This window comes from Streptomyces shenzhenensis (assembly GCF_021462265.1).
GTDB lineage: Bacteria > Actinomycetota > Actinomycetes > Streptomycetales > Streptomycetaceae > Streptomyces > Streptomyces shenzhenensis.
Window position 1 is genome coordinate 260067 of record NZ_JAJONF010000003.1, and the last position, 19044, is coordinate 279110.

Consider the following 19044-nt stretch of genomic DNA (forward strand, 5'->3'; position numbering starts at 1 on the left):
CGTACCCTTGTCCCGTGAGCAGCCCCACCCCCGACGCCCTCCTCGGCCCGGCCGACATCCGTGAACTCGCGGCAGCGCTCGGTGTACGCCCCACCAAGCAGCGCGGCCAGAACTTCGTGATCGACGCCAACACGGTCCGCCGTATCGTCCGCACCGCCGGGGTCCGCCCGGACGACGTGGTCGTGGAGGTCGGCCCGGGACTCGGGTCCCTCACGCTCGCGCTCCTGGAGGCCGCCGACCGGGTCACCGCCGTCGAGATCGACGACGTCCTGGCCGGCGCCCTGCCCGCGACGATCACGGCGCGCATGCCGGCGCGCGCGGACCGGTTCGCGCTGGTCCACTCCGACGCGATGCAGGTCACCGAGCTGCCCGGCCCGCCGCCGACCGCACTCGTCGCGAACCTGCCCTACAACGTCGCCGTCCCCGTCCTCCTCCACATGCTCGACACCTTCCCGAGCATCGAGCGGACGCTGGTGATGGTGCAGTCCGAGGTCGCCGACCGGCTCGCCGCCGCACCCGGCAACAAGGTGTACGGCGTGCCGTCCGTCAAGGCCAACTGGTACGCCGAGGTGAAGCGCGCCGGCGCCATCGGCCGCAACGTCTTCTGGCCCGCCCCGAACGTCGACAGCGGGCTCGTCTCCCTCGTCCGGCGCGCGGAACCGCTGAAGACGACGGCCTCGAAGCGGGACGTCTTCGCGGTCGTCGACGCGGCGTTCGCGCAGCGCCGCAAGACCCTGCGGGCCGCGCTGGCGGGCTGGGCCGGGTCGGCGGCGGCCGCCGAGGCGGCGCTGGTCGCGGCCGGGGTCTCCCCGCAGGCCCGCGGTGAGGCGCTGACGGTCGAGGAGTTCGCGAGGATCGCCGAACACAAGGAGTCCGGTAAGTGAGCGTCACGGTACGCGTCCCCGCCAAGGTCAACGTCCAGCTCGCCGTGGGCGCCGCCCGCCCCGACGGCTTCCACGACCTGGCCAACGTCTTCCTCGCCGTCGGCCTCTACGACGAGGTCACCGTCACGACCGCCGACGAGCTGACCGTCACCTGTGAGGGCCCGGACGCCGACCAGGTCCCCCTCGACCGCACCAACCTCGCGGCGCGCGCCGCGCTCGCGCTCGCCGGGCGCCGGGGCATCGAGCCGGCCGTGCACATCCACATCGCCAAGGACATCCCGGTCGCCGGCGGCATGGCCGGGGGCAGCGCCGACGGGGCGGGCGCGCTGCTCGCGTGCAACGAGCTCTGGCGCGCCGGCGCCTCCCGCGCCGAACTCCTCGCCATCTGCGCCGACCTGGGCAGCGACGTGCCCTTCAGCCTGGTCGGCGGCGCCGCCCTCGGCACCGGGCGCGGCGAGCGCCTCACCGCCCTCGACGTCGGCTCCACCTTCCACTGGGTGTTCGCGATGGCCGGGCGCGGGCTGTCCACCCCGGCCGTCTTCCGCGAGTTCGACCGGCTCGCCGAGGGACACGACATCCCGGAGCCGGTCGCTTCCCGTGACCTCCTCGACGCCCTCGCCAAGGGCGACGCCGACGCGCTCGCCGCCGCCGTCTCCAACGACCTCCAGCCCGCCGCGCTCTCCCTCTTCCCGGACCTCGCGGACACCCTCGACGCGGGACGCGCGGCCGGCGCCCTCACCGCGCTGGTCTCCGGTTCCGGTCCCACCACCGCGTTCCTGGTCCGCGACACCGCGTCGGCGCAGAAGGTCTCCGAGGCCCTGCTCGCCTCCGGCACCTGCCGCACGGTCCGCACGGCGACGGCCCCCGCGCCGGGCGCGACGGTCCTGCCGCCGTTCGACACCGGCGCGCACGCGGACGCGTGAGACGGGCGCCCACGCCGAGGCGCCGGACCACGGCCCACTCCCCGGCGCGCACGGCCGCCCGCACGCCCGCGTAAACCACCTGCCCCGCGCCCCCCGCCTTCACTAGGCTCCCCGGGCCTGCCTACGGGAACGGGGAGACGCCCGCAGATGACCACCCATGAGCTTGTCCTGGCCGTACGGACCGGGGACGTGGACGGTGTCCGGCGGTTGCTGGACGACGACGTCGACGCGAACATGCCCGACCCGGACACCGGGGAGCCGCTGCTCTGTGCGGCGGTGGCGGCGTACGACGAGGAGGTCGTCGACGCGCTCCTCGACGCGGGAGCCGACTCGCTGGCGGTGCTGCCCGACGGGAGCACTCCGGTGCACCGTGCGGTGGACGGCGGGTCGATCGAGATGGTGTCGGCGCTCACCCGGGACCCCGTGCGGTTCGCGCAGGCCACGCGGCGCGAGCTGCTGGACCGGGCCCGGCAATGGGCCGGGGTGGGCGTGGAGGCCGGACTCCGGCGCCTGAGCGGTGACGCCGGTCCGGTGACGCGGCTGATGGTCGTGGACCGCGACGGGGAGGAGGTGTACGAACAGTTCAGCGTGGGCGGACGGACCGCGAGGGACGGGCACGACGGGATCCTCACGGGGCTGGAGGAGAGTTTCGGGGTGCGTGCGCCGTTCGAGGAGGTGCTCGCGCGGGCCCTGGTGCGCCGGAACCCGGACCATGCCGTGTGGTCCCAGGCGGTCTTCGCTCTCGCCCGGCGCATGAACGAGGAGACCTGGTCGGCCGCCGTGGCGCTCAGCGGCAGTGCGGACCGGCTCCGGCGCCTGTTCGCGGCGGAGTTGCTGTTCTTCCTCGGGTTCGGCCCGGTCTGGCCGCAGGGCCCCGCGCCCTTCGAGGGACGCGGCACGGAGGTCCTGCTGCCCTGGGCTCGCCAGGAGCCGGACCCGCAGGTGCTGCGGGCCGTCCTCAACGCGCTGACCGAGGAGTGGAGCCCGGAGATCGAGGCGCTGGGGCGGTCGTATCTGGCGCATCCCGATGCCGGGGTGCGCCGCATGATTCCGCACACGCTGGAGCTGGGGGAGTCGCGACTGGTGGTGCACCCCGAGAGCCTGCGGACGGTGTTCGCGCTGGCGCGGGACGACGACCCCGGTGTGCGCTCGGCGGCGTGCGTCTGGCTTGCGGAGTACCCGGGACACGATCCCGGGATCGCGGACGCGCTGGCGGGGCTGGTGGACGAGGAGGACCAGGTGACCCGGATCTACGCCGTCTTCGGACTCGCACACCAGGACGACCCGCGCTGTGTGGAGGCGGAACGGCACATCGGTCCGGTGGACTGGGAGAAGTGGTCGGACACCTGGATGCTGCGCGCGGTACAGCGGTACCAGGAGCGCGCGGCGAAGCGGGCGGCCGGTTCGGAATGACGTGGGGCCCGCCCAGCCCGCCCGGCGGAACCGCGGCTCACGGCCTGACGGCCTTCCCACGCGCATTACGCTGGGAGGCTGACTGTCCCCGTGCGCAGGAGTGAAATGGCCGTCAACCTGGTCAATGTCGAGAACGTCAGCAAGGTCTACGGCACCCGTGCCCTGCTGGACGGCGTCTCGCTCGGCGTGTCGGAGGGCGACCGCATCGGCGTGGTGGGCCGCAACGGCGACGGCAAGACCACCCTCATCCGGATGCTCGCCAAGCTGGAGGAGGCCGACACCGGCCGCGTCACGCACTCCGGCGGACTGCGCATCGGCGTTCTCACCCAGCACGACTCCCTCGACCCGGCCGCCACCGTCCGGCACGAGGTCATCGGCGACATGGCCGACCACGAGTGGGCCGGCAACGCCAAGGTCAGGGACGTCCTGACCGGTCTCTTCGGCGGGCTCGACCTGCCCGGCTTCCCCAAGGGCCTGGACACCGTCATCGGACCGCTCTCCGGTGGTGAGCGGCGGCGCATCGCGCTCGCCAAGCTGCTCATCGAGGAACAGGACCTGCTGGTCCTCGACGAGCCCACCAACCACCTCGACGTCGAGGGCATCGCCTGGCTCGCCCGGCACCTGCAGAACCGCCGCTCGGCCCTCGTCTGCGTCACCCACGACCGGTGGTTCCTCGACCAGGTCTGCACCCGCATGTGGGACGTGCAGCGCGGCGCCGTCTACGAGTACGAGGGCGGCTACTCCGACTACGTCTTCGCCCGCGCGGAGCGCGAGCGGATCGCGGCCACCGAGGAGACCAAGCGGCAGAACCTGGTCCGCAAGGAGCTCGCCTGGCTGCGCCGCGGCGCCCCCGCCCGTACCTCCAAGCCGCGCTTCAGGGTCGAGGCCGCCAACGAGCTGATCCAGGACGTACCGCCGCCGCGGGACACCTCCGAGCTGATGAAATTCGCGTCCTCCCGGCTCGGCAAGACCGTCTTCGACCTGGAGGACGTGACCGTCCAGGCCGGCCCCAAGGTGCTGCTCAAGCACATCACCTGGCAGCTCGGGCCCGGCGACCGCATCGGCCTGGTCGGCGTCAACGGCGCCGGCAAGACCTCCCTGCTGCGCGCCATGGCCGAGGCCGCGCGCACCGAGGGCGAGACGCAGCCGGCGGGCGGGCGGGTCGCCGTCGGCAGGACCGTCAAGCTCGCCTACCTCTCCCAGGAGGTCGCCGAGCTGAACCCGACCACGCGGGTCCTGGAGGCGGTCCAGCAGGTCCGCGAGCGCGTCGACCTCGGCAAGGGGCGCGAGATGACCGCCGGACAGCTGTGCGAGACGTTCGGCTTCAACAAGGAGAAGCAGTGGACACCGGTCGGCGACCTGTCCGGCGGTGAGCGCCGCCGCCTCCAGCTGCTGCGCCTGCTCATGGACGAGCCGAACGTGCTCTTCCTCGACGAGCCCACCAACGACCTCGACATCGAGACCCTCACCCAGCTGGAGGACGTCCTCGACGGCTGGCCGGGCTCGATGATCGTCATCTCCCACGACCGGTTCTTCGTCGAGCGCACCACCGACCGCGTCTTCGCCCTCCTCGGCGACGCCACCCTGCGGATGCTGCCGCGCGGCATCGACGAGTACCTGGAACGCCGGCAGCGCATGGAGGAGGCGGTCGCCGCCACCGCCACCGCCGCGGCCCCCAAGGCCGCCACGGCCGAGCGGAGCTCCGCCGACCAGCGCGCGGCGAAGAAGGAGCTCCAGAAGATCGAGCGTCAGCTGGACCGCGTCTCCGAGAAGGAGACCAAGCTGCACGACCAGATCGCCGCGAACGCCACGGACTTCGCGAAGGTCGCCGAACTCGACGCGCAGCTCCGTGACGTGGCCGGCGAGCGGGAGGAACTGGAGATGCGCTGGCTGGAGTTGGCGGAGGACGCGTAACCCCACCGGCGGGAATCAGCCCTCTCCGGTCCCCGTGCAACCCCCTTGCGGGGGCCCGGTGAAAGGGGCGTGAAGGCGCGTAACGGCGGTATCACGGGCCGGTTCTCCCTTGGGAACGGCGGCAGACGCGGGCCCGTGGGCTGTCGGTGCCGGGTGGTAGAAAGGTCGGTCTGAGAACTGCCTGAGCGCGGCCAGGGGTCCGTCACCAGCCTCGGGCGTGGCTCAAATCAGTGCACGAGGGGGAAGAACGCTGATGACACAGCCGCCGGGCCAGCCGCCGCAGGGCGCTTTCGGAGCACCGCAGGACCAGCCGCCACCGAGTGGCGGCTTCGGCGCCCCGCAACAGCCGCCCGCCCAGGGAGGCTTCGGCGCACCCCCGCCGCAGCCCGGCTACGGCTACCCGCCGCAGCCCGCCCCCGGCGGCCCCTACGGCACAGCGGGCCCGTACGGGCCGCAGCCCGGTTACGCCTACCCCCAGCAGCAGCCGCAGTATTTCGGCGGCCCCGGCGGACCTGGGATGACCCCGCCCCCCGGCGGCGGAGGCGGCGGGCGGTTCAAGGGGAAGCCCGCGCTGATCGTCGCGGCGGCGGTGGCGGGGCTGCTGGTCGTCGGCGGCACGGTGTACGCGGTCACCGGCGGCGGGGACGGCGGCAAGGAACCGGTCGCCCGGCAGTCCGCCGATCCGCGGACCTCGGGCACTCCGGTCAACCCCGGTGACGGCAGCGGCGACGGCGGCGCGGACCCGGAGAACCTCAACGCGGGCCGCAAGTCCGGCGACGCCAAGGTGCTCTGGTACAAGTCGGCACCCGACGCGCCCGCCTCCGGCGCCGACGCACCCGGCATGTGGATCACCGGGAAGACGGCGGTGAAGGCGGCGTACAAGCAGGTCTTCGCCTACCAGGTGGGCAACGGCGACCCGGCCTGGGCCCCGATCACGTTCCCGCAGAAGATCTGCGCGGTCACGTCGCGGAAGTCGGCGGACGACAAGGTCGTCGTGGCCTACATGAACGGCACCAGCGACCGCGCCAAGTGCAACCAGCTGCAAGAGATCGACCTGGACACCGGCAAGAAGGGCTGGACCGCCACCGTCGCGGACGGCGGCCTGTTCGACAGCGCGCTCAGCATCGGGCTGACGATCAGTGGGAAGACACTGATGGTGGGCCGTTCCGAGTCGGGCACGGCGTACGACCTCGGCAGCGGCGCCAAGCTGTACGACAAGAAGAAGTACGGTGCGGCCTGCTTCCCGACGGCGTTCGCCGGCGGTACCGGCCGGCTGGTCGAGGTGGCGTCCTGCGGCGCCGGCGGCGGCAACGAGCACGACGAGATCTCGCAGCTCGACCCGGTCACCGGCCGGGTCCAGTGGACGCGGGCGGTGAAGCAGGGCTGGACGGTCGAGCGGACGTATTCCGTCGACCCGCTCGTGGTCTACATGACCAACGAGGACAAGAATGCCTGGAACATCTCGGTCCTGGACGGCAAGGGCGCGTTCCGCTCCGAGGTGAAGGTGAACGAGAAGTTCGCGCCCCGGTGCGGCTTCGCGGGCCTCGACCGCGACCTGCAGGGCTGCCAGGGCGTGGCCGCCGACGCCGACACCCTCTACCTGCCGACCGACGTGACCGGCGGCGGCAACGAGATCGTCGCGATCAGCCTCACCGACGGCACGGTGAAGTGGCGTACGAAGTCCCCGACGGACGAGTCGATGTACCCGGTGAAGGTCCAGGGCGGCAGACTCGTCGCCTACGTACGGCCGTCGTACGACGCGGGCGGCCAGGTCGTGTCGATCCCGGCCACCGGCGCCACCCACCCCACCACCGGGCTGCTGCGGAACCCGCAGCACACCGCCGACATCGAGGACGGCTTCTACGACGGCGCCCTCGACTGGGCCGACGGGCGCCTCTACCTCTCCGCCACGCGGCTGACCGGCAGCGACGACGCGAAGGAGAAGCTGATGATGGCCTTCGGCAACTGAGCGGCCCCGTCCCGTGCCGTCCGCCCCACGCCGTCCCCAGCCGTCTCCCACGCCGTCCTCCGAGGTGTCTCCGCCATGACCCAGCCGCCCCCGCCCCCGCCCGACCAGCCCCCGAACCCGTACGCCCAGCAGCCCGGCTACGGTTACCCGCAGAACTCGCCCCAGCCCGGCTACGGCCACCCGCAGCAGCCGCCCCAGCCCCAGCCCGGCTACGGCTACCCGCAGCAGCCCCCGGCCCAGAACCCGTACGCCCAGCCGCCCGGTTACGGCTACGGCTATCAGGGCGGCCAGCCGGGCCACCCCGGCCCGCCGGGCGTCCCCGCTCCCGCGCCCGGTGGCCGGAACAACGCCGCGCTGCTCATCGTCGTCGCCGCGGTGGCCGCCATCGCGCTGATCGTCGGCGGCGGCATCTGGTACGCCAAGTCCCATGGCGGCGGCGACGGCAAGAAGGACGACACCGCGAACTCCGACGGCGGCGGCACCGGCGGTCAGGACGCGAACGGCGGCAAGAACGGCAAGGGCACCGAGAAGGTGCCCGCGGACACCACCTCCAAGGTCCTCTTCCAGGTCCCGCTGCCCACGGCGAAGGACACCACCGTCACCGCCGGTTCCTGGCTCACCGACAAGGTGTACGCGAAGAGCGGCATCGCTCAGATCACCGGCTACGCCCCCGACTCGGGCGCCAAGCTGTGGACGATCCCGCTGTCCGGCCCGGTCTGCCGCGCCACCGGGCACGTCAGCGCCGACGGCCGGACCGCGGTCGTCTTCCAGCCGAGGACGCCCGCCAAGGGCACCACGGCCGGCTGCACCCAGGTCGCCGCGATCGACCTGAACACCGGCCGCAAACTGTGGACCAGGACGGTCAAGTCCGGTGATGTCCCGCTCAACTTCGACAATGTGACGGTCGCCCAGCAGACGGTCGCGGTCGGCGGCAGCAGCGGTGGCGCCGCCTTCGACCTCGCCTCCGGCACCGTCCGCTGGCAGCCGAAGCCGGGCGACAGCTGCTACGACGCCGGCTACGGCGGCGGTGCCAAGCTGGTCGCGGTTCGCAGGTGCGGCAGCGGCGACACCGGCCAGCTGCACATCCAGACCCTCGACCCGGTCTCCGGCAAAGTGCTCTCCGAGTACAAGATGACCTCGGGCATCGACTACGCGAGCGTCGTGTCGACCGACCCGCTGGTGGTGGCCGCCGACGTCAACAACAGCGCCGGCGACGGCAGCGGCTTCTCGGACGTCTTCTCCATCGACAACAGGACCGGCGCGCTGCGCACCCGTATCTCCACGCCGGGCAGCTCCTACGCGGTCCGCTGCGACGGCGTCTACGAACTGGAGAAGTGCACGGGCGTGGTGGTCGGAGGCGACCGGATGTACCTGGCGACCGAGGAGCACGACGGCGACGGGGACGGCACGAGGACCAACGAGATCGTCGCCTTCGACCTGACCACCGGCAAGCAGACCGGCCAGCGCGCGGACGCCGGGAACGACTACACGATCACGCCCCTGCGCATGGACGGCCCCGATGTGATCGCGTACAAGAACGCGCCGTACGACAAGGGCGCCCAGATCGTCAGTATCGACGGCGGCTCGTTCAAGGAGACCAAGCTGCTGGAGAACCCGGCGACCACGGCGGTCAAGGCGGTCGAGACCAGCATGTCACCGGAGTACGCGGAGGTCCGCTACTCCCAGGGACGCCTCTACCTGTCCGCCGCGTACGCCCATGCCCCCGGTTCGTCCGCGTCGGCCAAGGAGTACCTGGTCACCGCCTTCGGCGCGGGTGGCTGATACGCGCTCCTCACCCTCGAATGAGAGAAAACCCAGAGATTCCTCCGAACCGGGGCACTTCTCATCAGTAGGGGCAGCGCAACGTCGAACAAGCGTGTAGCTTCCGGGGGCATGAAGGACGGGGTGCCGGGGGGCCCTCTGTCCATGCGGACCAGTGGGCATCCATAGTGGGGCATCCATTGGGGGGACTGGGGGGGTTGCTCGATGGGAGTGCGGCTCATGGTGGTCGACGACCACCGGTTGCTCGCGGAGGCGCTGGCCTCGGCGCTGAAACTGCGCGGCCACCGGGTGCTGGCCGCGGCGGCACCGGCGGCGGGCGCGGCCGAGCTGGTGATCACACGGGCACCCGAGGTGTGCCTGCTCGGCACGGCGGCCCCGGCCGAGCCGGGGATCTTCGACCCGGTGGTGCGGATCAAGAGGGAGCGGCCGCAGGTCGCCGTGCTGGTGCTGGGCCCGGTGCCGTCCCCGCGGGGCATCGCGGCGGCCTTCGCCGCGGGCGCCTCCGGATATGTACGGCACGACGAGCGGATAGAGGGCGTCGAGCGGGCGATCATGAAGGCGCGGGCCGGGGAGGCCGCCGTGGCACCCGCCCTGCTCCAGGGTGCCTTCGGTGAACTCCTCAACCCGGCCGCCCAGCCCGACGACGAGGGCCAGCGCCTGCTCCAGATGCTCACCCCGAGGGAGCTGGAGGTCCTGGTCCGCGTCGCCGACGGCGAGGACACCCGCCTGATCGCCGCCGGTATGGGCATCGCCCCGAGCACGGCCCGCACCCATGTGCAGCGGGTCCTGATGAAGCTGGGGGTGGGGTCGAGGCTGGAAGCGGCGGCGCTGGCGGCCCGCACTGGGCTACTGGACAGGGCGGGACCTCTCAACAGTTCAACAGGCCTGGACCTTTAACCGACGGCCACCGTACCCACCTAGGGGCGCGGGGAACTGCGCGACCAGCCCCCACGCACCCGCGGTCAAAACACAACCGAATCAGCCATCGGCCTCTTCCGCCGGAGGAAGCGGCGGGGGAGTCGGCCGCAGCCACAGCCACACCAGGAAGAACACCCCCAGCAACAGCATCCCGATCCCGGTCCACAGGTTGATGTTGATCCCCTGCGCCTTGTCGATCTCCGCCCGCGAGTCCGTGATCCCGGTGATCGTGACGATGATCCCGTACAGCACGAACAGGCCGCCGATGATCCGCCGCAGGTCGAAGATCCGCGCGGCGGTCGCGGAGCGCCCCTCCAGGTCGGTGACCTCCCGCTGGACGTCCCGCTCGGAGTAGTGGAACCCGGAGTGTCCGGTGTCGTCGGTCATGGTGTCTCCCTTCTCCATTCTCCAGCGACGGCGATCAGAACGAGAACGGCACGTAGCAGAGGGCGGCCAGAATCACCGCGCCCCAGCCCAGCAGTGCCGGCCGCCGGTACCAGGCCTCGTCGCCGGGCGCGGGCGGCTCGGCCATCCCGGGGGACCGGGTGCCGTAGACCAGGCCCTCCAGTTCCTCCGCGGGCTTGGGCGCGGTGAACAGGGACACGATCACCATCACGATCGCGCCGGCGACGAACCCGGCGATCGCGGAGACGAAGTTGGCGCCCTGGTCGGAGGGGATGCCGATGACGTGCCGTTTGTAGAGGACGAAGTAGTTGACCATCGCGGTCATGGTGCCCGCGAGCAGCCCCCAGAAGCCGGATTTCGCCGAGGCGCGCTTCCAGAACATGCCGACGACGAAGACGACGAACATCGGCACGTTGAAGAAGGAGAACAGCGTCTGGAGGTAGCTCATGATGTTCGAGAAGGACGACGCCAGGAACGCCGTGCCGATGGACGCGCTGACGCCGATCGCGGTGATGAGCCGTCCGAAGCGCACGTAGTAGTCGTCCGCACGGCCCCGGACTACGTACTTCGCCCAGATGTCGTTCGTGAACACGGTGTTGAAGGACGACACGTTGGCGGCCATGCCGGCCATGAACGCGGCCAGCAGCCCGGTGACTGCGATGCCGAGGACACCGTTGGGCAGCAGCTGTGACATCAGGTAGGGGATCGCGTCGTTGTACTGGAGGTCCGAGCCGGACGTGCCGATGCCCGGGACCAGCGCGGCGGCGACCAGGCCCGGGATCATCACCAGGAAGACGATGAAGATCTTCGGGTAGGCGGCGATCAGCGGGGTGCGCTGGGCGGCGGAGAGGTTCTTCGCCGACAGGGCGCGCTGCACCTCGGCGAAGTTCGTCGTCCAGTAGCCGAAGGAGAGCACGAAGCCGAGACCGAGGACGATGGTCAGCCAGTTCGCGCCGAGCGGGTTGGCGGAGCCGATGCCGGTGCCGCCCCAGGCGGTGGTGAAGTCGTGGCCGTGGGCGGCGGTGAGCTTGTCCACCAGGCCGCCCCAGCCGCCGGCCTTCTTCAGGCCGAGCACGGAGAGCGGGATCAGGGCGGCAAGGATCACGAAGAACTGCAGCACCTCGTTGTAGATGGCCGAGGAGAGACCGCCGAGGGTGATGTACGCCAGCACGAACGCGCCGGCGACGACGATCGCCACCCACTGCGGCCAGCCCAGCAGCGCCTCCACCACGATCGCCAGGGCGTACAGGTTCACACCGGCGATCAGGATGGCCGCGAAGGCGAACAGGATCGAACTGAGCAGGTGTGCGGCTCTGTCGAAGCGGAGCAGCAGCATCTCGGGGACCGAGCGGACCTTGCTGCCGTAGTAGAAGGGCATCATCACCAGGCCCAGGAAGACCATGGCCGGAATGGCGCCGATCCAGTACCAGTGCACGGTGTACGCGCCGTACTGCGCGCTGTTGGCGGCCATGCCGAGGATCTCGGTCGCGGCCAGGTTCGCCGAGATGAAGGCGAGACCGGTGATCCAGGCGGGCAGCGACCGCCCGGAGAGGAAGAAGTCGAGGCTGGTCCGCACCGACCGGCGGGCGGCGAAGCCGATGCCCAGCACGACGGCGAAGTAGATCGCCAGGATCGTGTAGTCCAGCCCGTTGGTCGGGAGCCGCAGCCCCGCCGCGAGGTCCGTGGTGAGGTCCGTGGTGAGGTTCGTCGCGCCGTGTGTGGGGGATACGGGGGCATCTGTGGGGTTCTGCACCCACTAATTCAACACTTTCGTTGTCTCACCTTGATTGATTCCGATGTTGACTGGCCTGGTGAGTTGTGTTTTGGTGTGTTCGGTTCTGTTTGATGGTTGGCTGGCTCGATCAATGGGAGTCCGCAGTGAAGAAGACCTCGACCCGGCTGGCCGACGGTCGCGAACTCATCTACTACGACCTGCGCGACGACACCGTGCGGGACGCGGTGGACCGCCGTCCGCTGGAGCGGACGCACACCACCTCCGAGATCCGCCGTGATCCGTTGCTGGGCGACCAGGTCGCGATCGCCTCGCACCGGCAGGGCCGCACCTACCACCCGCCGGCCGACCAGTGCCCGCTGTGCCCGACCCAGGGCGACCGGCTGAGCGAGATCCCGGACTCGTCGTACGACGTGGTGGTCTTCGAGAATCGTTTCCCCTCGCTGGCCGGGGATTCCGGGCGCTGCGAGGTGGTCTGCTTCACCTCGGACCACGACGCGTCCTTCGCGAGCCTCACCGAGGAGCAGGCCCGCCTGGTCCTCGACGCGTGGACCGACCGGACCTCGGAACTGTCGCATCTCCCCTCCGTCGAGCAGGTGTTCTGCTTCGAGAACCGCGGCGAGGAGATCGGCGTGACGCTCGGTCACCCGCACGGCCAGATCTACGCCTACCCCTTCACCACGCCGCGCACCGCCCTGATGCTGCGGTCGCTCGCGGCGCACAAGGAAGCGACCGGCGGGGAGAACCTCTTCGACGCCGTCCTGGCGCGTGAACTCACCGACGAGCGGATCGTCCTTGAGGGTGAACACTGGGTCGCGTTCGTGCCGTACGCGGCGCACTGGCCCTACGAGGTCCACCTGTACCCGAAGCGCCGCGTCCCCGACCTGCTCGGGCTCGACGAGGAGGCACGCTCAGAGTTCCCCCAGGTTTATCTGGAACTCTTGAGGCGCTTCGACCGTATCTTCGGTGAGGGTGAGCCTCCCACTCCCTACATCGCCGCCTGGCACCAGGCGCCGTTCGGGACGCTGGAGGAGTTCGACGGTGTCACGCGCGACGACTTCGCGCTGCACCTGGAGCTTTTCACCATCCGCCGAACGTCCGGCAAGCTGAAGTTTCTCGCGGGTTCCGAATCAGGCATGAGTGTGTTCATCAACGACGTGCCGCCGGAGCGCGCGGCCGAGCGACTGCGAGAGGTAGCGAGTTGATGAAGTACCTGGTGACGGGCGGGGCGGGTTACGTCGGCAGCGTGGTCGCCCAGCATCTGCTGGAGGCGGGCCACGAGGTCACCGTCCTCGACAACCTGTCCACGGGCTTTAGGGAGGGCGTCCCCGCGGGCGCCGCCTTCGTGGAGGGCGACATCCGCGACGCCGCGAAGTGGCTGGACCCCTCCTACGACGCGGTGCTGCACTTCGCCGCGTTCTCCCAGGTCGGCGAGTCGGTCGTGAAGCCCGAGAAGTACTGGGACAACAACGTCGGCGGCACCATGGCGCTGCTCGCCGCGATGCGCGAGGCCGGCGTCCACAGGCTCGTCTTCTCCTCCACGGCGGCCACCTACGGCGAGCCCGTCCACACCCCGATCACCGAGACCGACCCGACCGCCCCCACCTCCCCCTACGGTGCCACCAAGCTGGCCGTCGACCACATGATCACCGGCGAGGCGGCCGCCCACGGTCTGGCCGCGGTCTCCCTGCGCTACTTCAACGTGGCCGGGGCGTACGGCGCGCAGGGCGAGCGGCACGACCCCGAGTCGCACCTGATCCCGCTGGTCCTCCAGGTCGCCCAGGGCAGGCGCGAGGCCATCTCCGTCTTCGGTGACGACTACCCGACGCCCGACGGCACCTGCATCCGCGACTACATCCACGTCGCCGACCTGGCCGACGCCCACCTGCTGGCCCTGACGGCCGCGCGGCCCGGCGAGCACCTGATCTGCAACCTCGGCAACGGCGAGGGCTTCTCGGTCCGCCAGGTCATCGAGACCGTCCGGCAGGTCACGGGCCACCCGATCCCCGAGGTCGTGGCCCCGCGCCGGGGCGGCGACCCGGCCGTCCTGGTCGCCTCGGCGGCCACCGCCCGCGAGAAGCTGGGCTGGAACCCGACCCGCGCGGACCTCGCGGGGATCGTCGCGGACGCCTGGGAGTTCGCGCAGCGCATCAGCACAGCAAGGGAGCAGTAGTGGGGGCAGCAACACAGGTCGAAGCCGCCTTCGAGGAGCTGTACGGCACGGCTCCCGACGGCGTCTGGGCGGCGCCGGGCCGGGTCAACCTGATCGGCGAACACACCGACTACAACGACGGTTTCGTGATGCCGTTCGCACTGCCGCAGGTGGCGACGGCCGCCGTCGCCCGCCGCACCGACGGCGTACTGCGGCTGCACTCCTCCGACGTCGGGGGCGGCATCGTCGAGCTCTCCCTCGACGCCCTGGAACCGGGCACCGACCAGGAGTGGACGGCGTACCCGGCGGGCGTGGTGTGGGCGCTGCGGGAGGCCGGCCACCCGGTCACCGGTGCCGACGTGCACCTGGCCTCCAACGTCCCGACCGGCGCCGGCCTGTCCTCCTCCGCGGCCCTGGAGGTGGTGATCGCCCTCGCCCTCAACGACCTCTTCGGACTGGGCCTGCAGCGCTGGCAGCTGGCCCGCCTGTGCCAGCGCGCGGAGAACGTCTACGTCGGGGCGCCGACCGGCATCATGGACCAGACGGCGTCGGCATGCTGCGAGCGGGGCCACGCCCTGTTCCTGGACACCCGCGACCTCTCCCAGAAGCAGATCCCCTTCGACCTCGCGGCCGAGGGCATGCGTCTGCTGGTCGTCGACACGCGGGTCAAGCACGCCCACAGCGGCGGCGAGTACGGCAAGCGCCGCGCGGGCTGCGAGAAGGGCGCGGCCCTGCTGGGCGTGGACGCGCTGCGGGACATCGCCTACGACGACCTCGACGCCTCGCTCGCCCGCCTCGGCGACGAGGAGGAGGTACGGCGCCTGGTCCGCCACATCGTCACCGAGGACCACCGCGTCGAGCGCGTCGTCGCCCTGCTCGAAGCGGGCGACACCCGGGCCATCGGCCCGGTCCTCACCGAGGGCCACGCCTCGCTGCGCGACGACTTCCAGGTCTCCTGCCCCGAGCTGGACCTGGTCGTGGAGGCGGCGAACGCGGCCGGTGCGCTGGGGGCCCGGATGACCGGCGGCGGCTTCGGCGGCTCGGCGATCGTCCTCAGCGAGGCGGCCGACGTCGACACGGTCACCAAGGCGGTCGAGGAGGCCTTCGCGGCGGCCGGTTTCAAGGCCCCGCGGGTCTTCGAGGCGGTGCCGTCGGCGGGTGCCCGGCGGGAGGGCTGAGGCTCAGCCCAGCCGCTTGGTCAGCGTGTACTCCGTGATCCCCGGCGGGTAGTCGGGGATCACGCACACCACGTCGTAGCCCTGCTTCTTGTAGAACTCCGGGGCCTGGAAGTCCCAGGTCTCCAGGCGGGCCGCGGTGCAGGCGCGGTCCTCGCGGGCGATCCGCTCGGCCTCGGCGAGCAGGCCGGAGCCGAGACCCGTGCCGCGGTGGCGGGCGTCCACCCAGAGGTAGGTGACGTGCAGCCAGGACGCCCAGCTGTGCCCGACCAGCCCGCCGGCCAGGTCGCCCGAACCCTCGTCCATCGCCCAGAGGTGCAGCGGCACTTCGCGTCCGTCCGGGGTGCCGCGCAGGGCGGCCAGGACAGGAGAGGCCGCCGTGTTGGTGGCCAGCAGCCGCGCGCGCAGCAGATCGCGTCGTTCCTTGTCGACTTCCGCCTCAATACGAAACATGCGGCACACCATAAACGCGCCGGCCGGGCAGTTCTGCAAATTGCCTTCCGCTCCCGGCGACCGGCCGTACTCTGATGAGCGGTACCGGTGGGGGCCGGTGCCGATCAGGGGGCGAGACAAGCCGGATACGACGCCCGCGGCGGGGGTAGCAGTTCAGGCACGGCGGCGGCCGTGCGGTTCCGTCCTCCCGCGGGTGTCGTGTCCGCATGGGTCGTCGTTCTCCGGACCTGGGGTATCCCCTGCTCGTGAAGAGCATCGGGGAAGGGGGTTTCGTGGTTCGCATCCGAGTCCTGGTCGTCGACGACCATCGCATCTTCGCCGAGTCGCTGGCCGCCGCGCTGGCGGCCGAGCCCGACGTCGACGTCTCCGCGGCCGGCAGCGGTCCGGCCGCGCTGCGCTGCCTGGAACGCGCGGTCGCCGAGGGCCGCCGCTACGACGTGCTGCTCGTCGACGCCGACCTGGGCGGTCAACTGCCGGGCGGCCGGGCGGCCGTGCCGGTGCGGGAGGCCAACGAGGAGGGGCTGGTCGACGGCATATCGCTGGTCACCGGTGTCCGCTCGGCCCACCCCGCGGTCCGGGTCGTCGTCCTCGCCGAGAAGGACGACGCGCGGCGTGCGGCCCTGGCCCTGCAGGCCGGCGCCTGTGGCTGGGTCGCCAAGGACTGCTCGCTGTCCCGGCTGCTGAACGTCATCCGGGGCGTGCTGCGGGACGAGACGCATCTGCCGCCCGCCCTGCTCACCGGCGTGCTGCGGGAGCTGACGGCGGCCCGCAAGCACCGCACCGAGAGCGAACGCCTGGTGGAGTCCCTCACCCCGAGGGAGCGGGAAGTGCTTCGGTGCATGGTGGCGGGCCTGGGGCGCAAGGCCGTCGCCGAGCGCCTCTTCCTGTCCCCGCACACCGTCCGCACCCACATGCAGAACGTGCTGGGCAAGCTGGGCGTCCACTCCACCCTGGCCGCGGTCGCGCTCGCGCGCCGGGCCGGGGTCGGGCCCGTCGACCTGGGGCCTGCCGGGCGGATCGTGCCGGAGGAAAGCAGCAGTGCCTGATCAACGCTGGTGAGCGGGGTCATGGGGGCACCTCCCACGCGAGGTTGTTCGAGCGTGGGGGAGCGTGCAGATGCAAGGCGGAGGAGACGTGGCCGATCAGCCGCTGCCGCGGCGGGCGACGCGGTGGGGGCACCTCCCGGCCGAAGGCTGGGGGACGTCGGCGAGTGACGACAACGCGGCTGGGGGCACCCCCTCTGGGGGAGCGCGTGCCGAACCCCGCGTCTCCGGCAGGATCCGCCCGGCAGGCCCCTCAACCGGGGATGTTGTCGAACGGGGCGGTCAACTGGCGCAGCAGCCCGGCGAGGTCGGCTCGCTGGGTGGGGGAGAGCTCGCCGAGGATCGCTCTCTCCTGGGCGAGGAGGCCCGCCAGGGACTGGTCCGCGCGGTCCTGGCCCTCGGTGGTCAGGCGGACCAGCACGCCCCGCCGGTCGCTGGGGTCCGGCAGCCGCTCCACCAGGCCCTTCTTGGTCAGCCGGTCGATGCGGTTGGTCATGGTCCCCGAAGTGACCAGGGTCTGCGTCAGCAACTGCCCGGGAGAGAGCTGATACGGCGTGCCCGCGCGCCTGAGCGCGGTGAGCACGTCGAACTCCCAGGGCTCCAGGCTGTGCTCGGCGAAGGCCAGTCGACGTGCCCGGTCCAGGTGCCGTGCCAGCCGGCTCACCCGGCTGAGCACCTCGAGCGGTTCCACGTCGAGGTCCGGGCGCTCCCGGCGCCACGCAGCCACCAGCCGATCGACCTCGTCCTCCATGGCGATCAGTGTAGTGGTTGTGTCGACGTGAAGTCTCTTGATGTCGAGCTTCTTGACATCGAGAGACTTGGGCGGGGAAGGTGGAGGACATGACGACTCCTGCCTGGGACCCCGCCCAGTACCTCCGTCACTCCGGCCACCGCGGCCGCGCCTTCACCGACCTCCTCGGCCACGTCCCGGCCCTGCCCGGCGACCCCCCGGTCATCGCCGACCTCGGCTGCGGCCCCGGCAACGTCACCGCGGTCCTCGCCGAACGCTGGCCCACGGCGCACATCACCGGCTACGACAACTCGCCCGCGATGCTCGACCGGGCCGAGGTGGACCACGCCGGCCCCACCCCCGGCGGCGGCCGCCTCGACTTCGCCCACGCCGACCTGCGCACCTGGGCGCCCGAAGGGCCGTACGACCTGATCGTGTCCAACGCGGCGCTGCAGTGGGTCCCCGGCCACCTCGACCGCTTCGCCGGCTGGCTCGACGCGCTCGCTCCCGGCGGCAGCTTCGCCTTCCAGGTCCCGAACAACATCGACGCGCCCCTGCACGCCCTGATGCGCGAGCTCGCCGCCACGCCCCGCTGGAAGGCCCGGCTCGCCGACGTGCTGCGCCACGAGGACTCCGTCCACCCGCCGGCCGTCTACCTCGACCGGCTCGCCCGCCTCGGCTGCGCCACCGACGTCTGGGAGACCACCTACCTGCACGTCCTCCAGGGCGAGGACCCCGTCCTCGACTGGGTCAGGGGCACCGGTCTGCGCCCCGCCCTCACCGTCCTCGGCGACGACCCCGAGGCCCGGGACGCCTTCGTCGCCGACTACCGCGACCTGCTGCGGCAGGCCTACCCCAGCGCCCCCTACGGGACGCTCCTGCCGTTCCGCCGCCTGTTCGCCGTCGCCCGCAGGGAGGGCTGATGCTCACCGCCGTCGACCACGTCCAGCTCGCCGCCCCGCCCGGCTCGGAGGACGCGCTGCGGGCCTACTACGGGGACACCCTCGGCATGACGGAGGTGCCCAAGCCGCCCGTGCTCGCGGCGCGCGGCGGCTGCTGGTTCGAGGCCGGCACCGTACGGCTCCACCTGGGCATGACGCAGGACTTCCGGCCGGCTCGCAAGGCCCACCCCGGACTGCGGGTCACGGGCATCGACGCCTACGCCGCCCGGCTGACCGCCCACGGCGCGCCCGTCACCTGGGACGACGACCTCCCCGGCCACCGCCGCTTCTACTCCGAGGACCCCGTCGGCAACCGGCTGGAGTTCCTGGAGCCGGTGCGCTGAACACCGTTTGCCCCGGCACGCTCCCGGTTACCCGGGGCAATGAACCCACGCACGTATCCCTGTCAGGAGGGACCCACGGTGTCAGGACATCAGAAGGCCAAAGGCAAGAAGGAACAGATCAAGGGCAAGGCCAAGGAGGCCGGCGGGCGCGCGACGCGCGATCTGCCGCTGGAGGCCGAGGGCCGCCTGGAGCAGTCGAAGGGCGACGCGCGCCAGGCCAAGGAGAAGATGAAGGACATCTTCAAGCACTGAGCGCACTGAGCGCA

Annotated in this window: 18 protein-coding genes; 14 read left to right on the forward strand and 4 right to left on the reverse strand. The window is 71.5% G+C overall.

Translation table 11 applies throughout. The annotated features are described in order from the left end of the window. The first annotated feature begins 14 nt into the window (after positions 1–14). The 7 genes from rsmA (at position 15) to LQ326_RS05780 (ending at position 9782) form a co-directional block, all read left to right on the forward strand. Positions 15–884, forward strand: coding sequence for a 16S rRNA (adenine(1518)-N(6)/adenine(1519)-N(6))-dimethyltransferase RsmA (gene rsmA, locus LQ326_RS05750; protein ID WP_234533322.1), 870 nt, complete (start codon positions 15–17; stop codon positions 882–884). Continuing rightward, a complete protein-coding gene (locus LQ326_RS05755; protein WP_234533324.1) occupies positions 881–1807 on the forward strand; it encodes a 4-(cytidine 5'-diphospho)-2-C-methyl-D-erythritol kinase in 927 nt (308 codons plus the stop codon). The genes rsmA and LQ326_RS05755 overlap by 4 nt, the downstream gene beginning before the upstream one ends. A gap of 147 nt (positions 1808–1954) precedes the next feature. Next, on the forward strand, positions 1955–3220 hold the full coding sequence (locus tag LQ326_RS05760; protein WP_234533326.1) for an ankyrin repeat domain-containing protein: 1266 nt from the start codon (positions 1955–1957) through the stop codon (positions 3218–3220). Between the two features lie 105 nt (positions 3221–3325). After that, positions 3326–5134, forward strand: coding sequence for an ABC-F family ATP-binding cassette domain-containing protein (locus LQ326_RS05765; protein WP_234533328.1), 1809 nt, complete (start codon positions 3326–3328; stop codon positions 5132–5134). Positions 5135–5387: 253 nt separating this feature from the next. Beyond that, positions 5388–7103 carry a PQQ-binding-like beta-propeller repeat protein gene (locus tag LQ326_RS05770; protein WP_234533330.1) on the forward strand — a complete coding sequence of 572 codons (1716 nt, stop codon included), beginning with the start codon at positions 5388–5390 and terminating at the stop codon, positions 7101–7103. A 75-nt stretch (positions 7104–7178) separates the two neighbouring features. Next, complete coding sequence (locus LQ326_RS05775; RefSeq protein WP_234533332.1) at positions 7179–8885, forward strand: outer membrane protein assembly factor BamB family protein; 1707 nt, start codon at positions 7179–7181, stop codon at positions 8883–8885. 204 nt (positions 8886–9089) lie between these two features. After that, positions 9090–9782 (forward strand): helix-turn-helix transcriptional regulator, encoded by a 693-nt coding sequence (locus tag LQ326_RS05780; RefSeq protein WP_234533334.1) that lies wholly within the window; start codon positions 9090–9092, stop codon positions 9780–9782. 81 nt (positions 9783–9863) lie between these two features. On the opposite strand, the gene LQ326_RS05785 is transcribed toward LQ326_RS05780, so the two are convergent. Together LQ326_RS05785 and LQ326_RS05790 are read right to left on the reverse strand one after the other, a co-directional pair. Further along, positions 9864–10190 carry a hypothetical protein gene (locus tag LQ326_RS05785; RefSeq protein ID WP_234533336.1) on the reverse strand — a complete coding sequence of 109 codons (327 nt, stop codon included), beginning with the start codon at positions 10188–10190 and terminating at the stop codon, positions 9864–9866. Between the two features lie 34 nt (positions 10191–10224). Beyond that, complete coding sequence (locus LQ326_RS05790) at positions 10225–11874, reverse strand: sodium:solute symporter family protein (RefSeq protein WP_234533620.1); 1650 nt, start codon at positions 11872–11874, stop codon at positions 10225–10227. Between the two features lie 212 nt (positions 11875–12086). On the opposite strand from LQ326_RS05790, the gene galT reads away from it, so the two are divergent. From galT to galK, 3 genes are read left to right on the forward strand one after another with little or no spacing between them, the layout of a single operon-like run. Next, positions 12087–13145, forward strand: a complete 1059-nt coding sequence (gene galT, locus LQ326_RS05795; protein ID WP_234533337.1) for a galactose-1-phosphate uridylyltransferase — start codon at positions 12087–12089, stop codon at positions 13143–13145. After that, the gene (galE, locus tag LQ326_RS05800) at positions 13145–14113 is read left to right on the forward strand and encodes a UDP-glucose 4-epimerase GalE (protein ID WP_234533339.1); all 969 of its coding nucleotides are present in this window, start codon (positions 13145–13147) and stop codon (positions 14111–14113) included. Before galT ends, galE begins: the two co-directional genes overlap by 1 nt. Continuing rightward, positions 14113–15270 carry a galactokinase gene (gene galK / locus LQ326_RS05805; protein ID WP_234533341.1) on the forward strand — a complete coding sequence of 386 codons (1158 nt, stop codon included), beginning with the start codon at positions 14113–14115 and terminating at the stop codon, positions 15268–15270. The genes galE and galK overlap by 1 nt, the downstream gene beginning before the upstream one ends. A gap of 3 nt (positions 15271–15273) precedes the next feature. On the opposite strand, the gene LQ326_RS05810 is transcribed toward galK, so the two are convergent. Continuing rightward, entirely contained in the window at positions 15274–15732 is a 459-nt protein-coding gene (locus LQ326_RS05810; RefSeq protein WP_234533343.1) for a GNAT family N-acetyltransferase, read from the reverse strand. Positions 15733–15992: 260 nt separating this feature from the next. On the opposite strand from LQ326_RS05810, the gene LQ326_RS05815 reads away from it, so the two are divergent. Then, positions 15993–16766 (forward strand): LuxR C-terminal-related transcriptional regulator, encoded by a 774-nt coding sequence (locus LQ326_RS05815; protein WP_234533345.1) that lies wholly within the window; start codon positions 15993–15995, stop codon positions 16764–16766. Between the two features lie 250 nt (positions 16767–17016). On the opposite strand, the gene LQ326_RS05820 is transcribed toward LQ326_RS05815, so the two are convergent. Further along, positions 17017–17514, reverse strand: a complete 498-nt coding sequence (locus LQ326_RS05820) for a MarR family winged helix-turn-helix transcriptional regulator (protein WP_234533347.1) — start codon at positions 17512–17514, stop codon at positions 17017–17019. 89 nt (positions 17515–17603) lie between these two features. Between LQ326_RS05820 and LQ326_RS05825 the strand changes: the two genes are divergently transcribed. The 3 genes from LQ326_RS05825 (at position 17604) to LQ326_RS05835 (ending at position 19030) form a co-directional block, all read left to right on the forward strand. Continuing rightward, complete coding sequence (locus tag LQ326_RS05825; protein WP_234533348.1) at positions 17604–18416, forward strand: trans-aconitate 2-methyltransferase; 813 nt, start codon at positions 17604–17606, stop codon at positions 18414–18416. Next, positions 18416–18778 (forward strand): VOC family protein, encoded by a 363-nt coding sequence (locus tag LQ326_RS05830; protein ID WP_234533350.1) that lies wholly within the window; start codon positions 18416–18418, stop codon positions 18776–18778. The genes LQ326_RS05825 and LQ326_RS05830 overlap by 1 nt, the downstream gene beginning before the upstream one ends. Before the next feature lie 78 nt (positions 18779–18856). Next, positions 18857–19030, forward strand: a complete 174-nt coding sequence (locus LQ326_RS05835; RefSeq protein WP_234533352.1) for a CsbD family protein — start codon at positions 18857–18859, stop codon at positions 19028–19030. The last annotated feature ends 14 nt before the right edge of the window (positions 19031–19044 follow it).

What these genes read in the sequence shown, in the direction of transcription:
- LQ326_RS05760 (WP_234533326.1), top strand. Translation starts at nt 1,955, where the DNA reads ATGACCACCCATGAGCTTGTCCTGGCCGTACGGACCGGGGACGTGGAC.
- LQ326_RS05765 (WP_234533328.1), top strand. Translation starts at nt 3,326, where the DNA reads ATGGCCGTCAACCTGGTCAATGTCGAGAACGTCAGCAAGGTCTACGGC.
- LQ326_RS05770 (WP_234533330.1), top strand. Translation starts at nt 5,388, where the DNA reads ATGACACAGCCGCCGGGCCAGCCGCCGCAGGGCGCTTTCGGAGCACCG.
- LQ326_RS05775 (WP_234533332.1), top strand. Translation starts at nt 7,179, where the DNA reads ATGACCCAGCCGCCCCCGCCCCCGCCCGACCAGCCCCCGAACCCGTAC.
- LQ326_RS05780 (WP_234533334.1), top strand. Translation starts at nt 9,090, where the DNA reads ATGGGAGTGCGGCTCATGGTGGTCGACGACCACCGGTTGCTCGCGGAG.
- LQ326_RS05785 (WP_234533336.1), bottom strand. Translation starts at nt 10,190, where the DNA reads ATGACCGACGACACCGGACACTCCGGGTTCCACTACTCCGAGCGGGAC.
- galE (WP_234533339.1), top strand. Translation starts at nt 13,145, where the DNA reads ATGAAGTACCTGGTGACGGGCGGGGCGGGTTACGTCGGCAGCGTGGTC.
- LQ326_RS05810 (WP_234533343.1), bottom strand. Translation starts at nt 15,732, where the DNA reads ATGGTGTGCCGCATGTTTCGTATTGAGGCGGAAGTCGACAAGGAACGA.
- LQ326_RS05820 (WP_234533347.1), bottom strand. Translation starts at nt 17,514, where the DNA reads ATGGAGGACGAGGTCGATCGGCTGGTGGCTGCGTGGCGCCGGGAGCGC.
- LQ326_RS05825 (WP_234533348.1), top strand. Translation starts at nt 17,604, where the DNA reads ATGACGACTCCTGCCTGGGACCCCGCCCAGTACCTCCGTCACTCCGGC.
- LQ326_RS05830 (WP_234533350.1), top strand. Translation starts at nt 18,416, where the DNA reads ATGCTCACCGCCGTCGACCACGTCCAGCTCGCCGCCCCGCCCGGCTCG.